The sequence below is a fragment of the Streptomyces sp. NPDC051104 genome, from assembly GCF_040682835.1.
GTDB classification, from domain to species: domain Bacteria; phylum Actinomycetota; class Actinomycetes; order Streptomycetales; family Streptomycetaceae; genus Streptomyces; species Streptomyces cynarae.
Genome location: NZ_JBFBBS010000096.1, coordinates 1 through 4,760 on the forward strand (window position 1 = coordinate 1; position 4,760 = coordinate 4,760).

At 33.4% G+C, this 4,760-nt stretch carries 6 protein-coding genes and 1 pseudogene; 5 read left to right on the forward strand and 2 right to left on the reverse strand.

Annotated elements, in window-relative coordinates; genetic code table 11:
* Window positions 1–465 (forward strand): hypothetical protein (locus AB0N14_RS39430; protein ID WP_366030517.1); only part of this gene is annotated, 465 nt, incomplete at its 5' end.
* A 120-nt stretch (window positions 466–585) separates the two neighbouring features.
* On the opposite strand, the pseudogene AB0N14_RS39435 reads toward AB0N14_RS39430, so the two are convergent.
* Together AB0N14_RS39435 and AB0N14_RS39440 are read right to left on the reverse strand one after the other, a co-directional pair.
* Window positions 586–1,797, reverse strand: a pseudogene (locus tag AB0N14_RS39435) (tyrosine-type recombinase/integrase).
* 74 nt (window positions 1,798–1,871) lie between these two features.
* The gene (locus tag AB0N14_RS39440; RefSeq protein ID WP_012898391.1) at window positions 1,872–2,558 is read right to left on the reverse strand and encodes a helix-turn-helix transcriptional regulator; all 687 of its coding nucleotides are present in this window, start codon (window positions 2,556–2,558) and stop codon (window positions 1,872–1,874) included.
* A 446-nt stretch (window positions 2,559–3,004) separates the two neighbouring features.
* Here AB0N14_RS39440 and AB0N14_RS39445 point away from each other — a divergent pair, with 446 nt between their 5' ends.
* The 4 genes from AB0N14_RS39445 to AB0N14_RS39460 all read left to right on the forward strand — a co-directional run bounded on the left by AB0N14_RS39445 (window position 3,005) and on the right by AB0N14_RS39460 (window position 4,604).
* On the forward strand, window positions 3,005–3,691 hold the full coding sequence (locus AB0N14_RS39445; protein WP_179107678.1) for a Rha family transcriptional regulator: 687 nt from the start codon (window positions 3,005–3,007) through the stop codon (window positions 3,689–3,691).
* Between the two features lie 71 nt (window positions 3,692–3,762).
* Complete coding sequence (locus tag AB0N14_RS39450) at window positions 3,763–3,933, forward strand: DUF1655 domain-containing protein (RefSeq protein ID WP_269889312.1); 171 nt, start codon at window positions 3,763–3,765, stop codon at window positions 3,931–3,933.
* Window positions 3,905–4,189, forward strand: coding sequence for a hypothetical protein (locus AB0N14_RS39455; RefSeq protein WP_351515821.1), 285 nt, complete (start codon window positions 3,905–3,907; stop codon window positions 4,187–4,189). The genes AB0N14_RS39450 and AB0N14_RS39455 overlap by 29 nt, the downstream gene beginning before the upstream one ends.
* Window positions 4,190–4,334: 145 nt before the next feature.
* Complete coding sequence (locus tag AB0N14_RS39460; protein ID WP_010906216.1) at window positions 4,335–4,604, forward strand: hypothetical protein; 270 nt, start codon at window positions 4,335–4,337, stop codon at window positions 4,602–4,604.
* Window positions 4,605–4,760: the final 156 nt, after the last annotated feature.

The following is a 4,760-nucleotide window of genomic DNA, read 5'->3' on the forward strand; positions in this document are numbered from 1 at the left end:
GTCAGCGGCTCTGAGAAGAAAAAATTTGGACCTTTAGCTTATCTAAAAGATGCTTATAAAGTTATCCGCTATAATAAAACCTATCGAATTAAAGTAAAATATAATGGAAAAACCAAGTCATTAAGAACAAAACTATTATTGATTACAATGACAGATACAATTGGTGGAATGCAAGCTTTGGCCCCCAAAGCTAAAGTTGATGACGGACTTATCCGTGTTTATTCATTAAAAGAAATCAATTTATTTAATATCCTTTTTCATTTGAACAAACTTCGTCGAGGAAAATTTGATGATTTTCTTGAAATGACTCATTTTGATACTGACCATTTAGAGATTCTCACACATTCAAAGAAAAAGAAAGATAATCCATATTCAAGAATTGATGGGGATAAAAGTGATCCGCTTCCATTAGATATCAAGGTTTATCGAAAAGCACTGACAACCCTTGTTCCTAAAAGTGAATAAAAGGCTGTCAGTAAATAATAGAAATAAAAAATCAGACCTAAGACTTATGATATAAAGTCTGTGTGAGCCTGATTATAAAAGGGTTTGAGAGCTTCTTATGAAATAATGTTACGTTTTTTGCTACGCTTGGTTTGAATGATTAAGGTATTTTTCAAATAAGCTGAGTTCATTTTTAGCTGTTTCAGGTTCAAGATGAGCGTAGATATCCATAGTCATTTGTAATGTTGAATGACCTAGCCTAGTTTGGATTGCTTTATAACTCATTCCAGCACTTAAACAGAGTGTAGCGTGAGTATGTCTAAAGCCGTGAAAGCCGATATTTGGTAGGCCCACATTCTCAAAACAATCAAGTAAAGTATTTCTAAGTAGTCGACTATTAAGCACAGAGCCATTGATATTTGGAAAAAGCAAAGGCTGATTAGGATTTCCATATTTGAGGAACTCTTTTTTTATTTCAAGCTGTCATTTAGATAAAAGATTTAGTGTAGATTTATCTATATCTATTGTTCGGTTACTTGTTTCTGTTTTGGTAGAAAATTGAATTTGATTGCTGTCATTTACCGTTTTTGATACCGTAACAGTTCCCTGTTTGAAATCAATATCAGACCAGCTCAATGCAACTGCTTCGCCAATTCTGAGACCGGTTGAACCTAGAAAAGGTAAAAGATTTCTTAATAGCCGCATTTTCCATTGAGGGGAAGCCTGATTATCTAAATAATCAAATAAACTTTGAAGTTGAGATTTAGTAAAAAACTTGATCTCTTTTTTTGTAGATTCTACTTTGACATTAGGCATCAGAACAGTTAAACATGGATTAGATGAAATAAGACCATTTGAAATAGCATACTTCATAATTCTATTGATTATAGTATATAATCTCTTATAATCGCTCATTTCGCCTTTTTTTCGTGCCTGACGCCCGTTTAAAGGTTTACTAGCGATAGTTGCCCATATATTAATTTGATGCTGTAAAATGGCAGTTGTGAGTTTATCTATCTTATACTTCCCAAATGCTGGGATAAGATATAATCTTAAATTTTTTTCTGTTTGCTTGACAGTTGCTGATTTTTTATTTATTTTATAAAAATCAAACCATGCTGCTGCAACTTCATCAAAAGTTTTTAAGACTTTAATTTTTTTAGTACAACCATTTTTTATGAACTCATTTTGAAGACGTGAAAGTTTAACTTTTATGTCTTTTTTTGTACGCCCAGTAATGGAAGTTCGAACTTGCTTACCTGTCAGCACATCAGTACCGATATAAGCGCCACGGAGAATATAGCGTACTTCTCCGCTTTTTGTTTTGTATTCTTTTATATTTAGTTTGTTCATGTTGATTTGTCTTTCTAGCACCGCCCAGTACGCAAAAGTCAAAACATGAATGTTGATTTTAAAAGTGTAGGAAGTTAAAGTTCATTTTCATTAGAATCTTTACGACGATAATCTTGCCACCTTTTTTTTAATTCGGCTTTAGTGATGCCATCTTCGAGGGCAAAGTAATTTTCAGGGTTCTGTATTTGTTTTTCTAGTAATTGCTTCTTTAATTGAAAAACTTTTTTTCTGTGTTTCCAAATGAGTAGTTGATCTATTTGTGCATTGGCTAGTTTAAATTCATCAGAATAAAAATAATCAGCTTTTTCTTTATCATCAAAATCAATCGTGGGAGAGCTATATAAATAACTATCAATTGTAGAAATCATTTTGTCTAATTCAGGAAGAAGTTTTTTAGCCATTTCTGTGCGTAGAGCAAGAGTATTGTAGGTAGTGGATACAGGGTTTCCCTTATAATCTTTAATTATTTCCGCTGGAACTTCAACGCCGTAATTTTCCTTGGCAGATGTTTGTATTTCATTAATTTCGTCTTGATATGTTCTAAAATCACTAGTTCCCATAATATAGCTAGTCGTAACGTCAAAGTAATCAGCTAAATCTTGCCAAACTTTGAAATCACGAGGAGAACGTTTTCCAGTTTCATAATTAGTCAGCATACCTTGAGAAATTCCTATTGCTTTTGCTACGGTGCTTTGAGTAACACCTTTTTCAATTCGTAGCTCTTTAATACGATTTAAAGCTTTATATACTTCGTTTGCCATATTTTTACCTCTTTATCATTATACAACATTTTGGTAGTTATTTAAAATAAAAATTTCAATTTTGAAGTATATCACTTGACACTTCGAAAATGAAGTATTATACTATTGTCTAGATACTTCAATTTTGAAGTATCTAGAAAGAAGGTGAAGTAAAATAATGTATTTAACATCAGAAATTAAAACTGCTCTACGCAAAAAACGAGGAGTGCTAGATTTAACAAAAGGTGAAGCTGCCAATCAGCTTGGTATTAATCGTCTTACTTATGGACGTCTTGAAAGCCCAACACGTAATGAGAAAGTACGTCAGAGTACATACGAACGCATTACCGAGTGGCTCGCTAAGGACTATTAAAAAAACGCACCGCCCAGTACGTTGAAATTGAGAACAATGAAGTCAGTCGTTGAGATACGATATTGCGTATTAAACGCTAGAAAGAAATTTAATAATGAAAGACTTAGCATTTTTAACCAGTCCTGACATGAGTAAAGCGGAAGTTGTGACTAACCATATCGTTATTGCTGAATATGCAGGAATCGAAAGGACATCGTTACGTTTACTCATCAATAAACATAAAAAAGATTTTGAGCAATTCGGTAAGTTGATATTTGAAATATCGACCTTGCCAGATAGTCGAGGTCAAAAAGTAAAAATCTATCAACTTAATAGAAATCAAGCCATGTTGATGATTACTTATCTGGATAATACAGAAGTAGTTAGAAATTTTAAAATCGCTCTTGTAAAACGATTTGATGAAATGGAGAAGGAACTCTATGCAAGAAAAATTGCAAGAGCAGTTGAAAAGCCGAAAGGAATTACTCTTCATCAAGCTATTTCTGAGTGGAATCATTACTCACGACATGGTAATACATGGCATACGATTATTAGAAGTTTGCTTGCTACAACAGTAACAGGACTGACAAAGAAGCAAATTCAAGCTAGAGATACTGACTGGCGAAAAGAAAAAACGCTCCTAGACCTCCTTGATTCGGTGGAAATGGAACGTTACAAAATGCTTGAAAGTATCGCAATAGCCATGATTGAAGCTGGTTCCGATTACGAACCACTCAAAGTTGCTATTAAAGCAACAATGACAACAAAAAAAGTCCACACCGACCAAAGTAGAGACTTTTAAACTATAAGTAAGGCAAGCTCTTCATGAGTTTTGCTTTACTCAAATTATAACATATTTGAGGAGAAACACAAATGACAGAATTTATAACCATTGATGAAGCGAAGCTATTATTCACACAGTGCTTAGCAAAATCGAGACACCACATTGAAGTGGATGATGTCACTGACAAACTTTTTGATGGTAAAAGCGTAGCTACCTTTACTTTTATGGGGAATGGCTATCAAGTGGAATTGGAGGCTTAAAATGCAATCATCTACTTTCAAAATAGAAGATTTAGAGAAAGCACGAACTTTTGAAAATAAACATTTTTTAATTCTCTCTGTAAAAATGAATTCTGAAATTGGACATCAAGTTTTTTTAAAAAGCATAAAAAACAAAAAAACAGTAATTATTTTCAATCAAAATAAAGCTCCTCTTTGTATCAAAGTATCTCATGAGTTTGCACAAAGTTGGAAACTGAAAAAACAAGCTGAAACTAAGAAAAGAGATAAAGTATGAAATTTATAAAAATGGACGTTATAAGCACAGAAATACTACCTACTTGGTTGGTTAAACCTAGTCGTGCTGAAGTAAGAAAAATATTAATTGTCAATGAAACTAAAGCCCCAAAGTTGCATATAAGACTTAAACGAGGAGGGAAATCATGAGCATCTTATCATTTGAAGCAGAGCAGGAACTGACTCAATCAGTATTAAATCGTGTTGATAAATTAGTTGAGGCAAGAGTTGAACAAAGTCGTGAGTTCCCATATGTGCAACAAGCTGAATTATTGAAAGAACTGAACATTTCAACCACATATTTAGCTAAACTTCGGGCACACGGATTAAAGCAGGTGATTTTAGAAGATGGAGATCGTACTGTTTGGTATAAAAAAAGTCAATTGGAATCCTTGATGGATTCATTGGCTGAATAGGGGGAAGAAGTGACAGAAGTTAAAACTGATTACGGAGATTTGGAAAAACAACGCAAAGCATGGGAACGGTTAGAAAATAATCTAAAAAAGGTGATTGATCTTCCCTGGGAAAAATTTGGAAACATTGATGGCGCTAAGATTCCTCAAAGTCTTGAT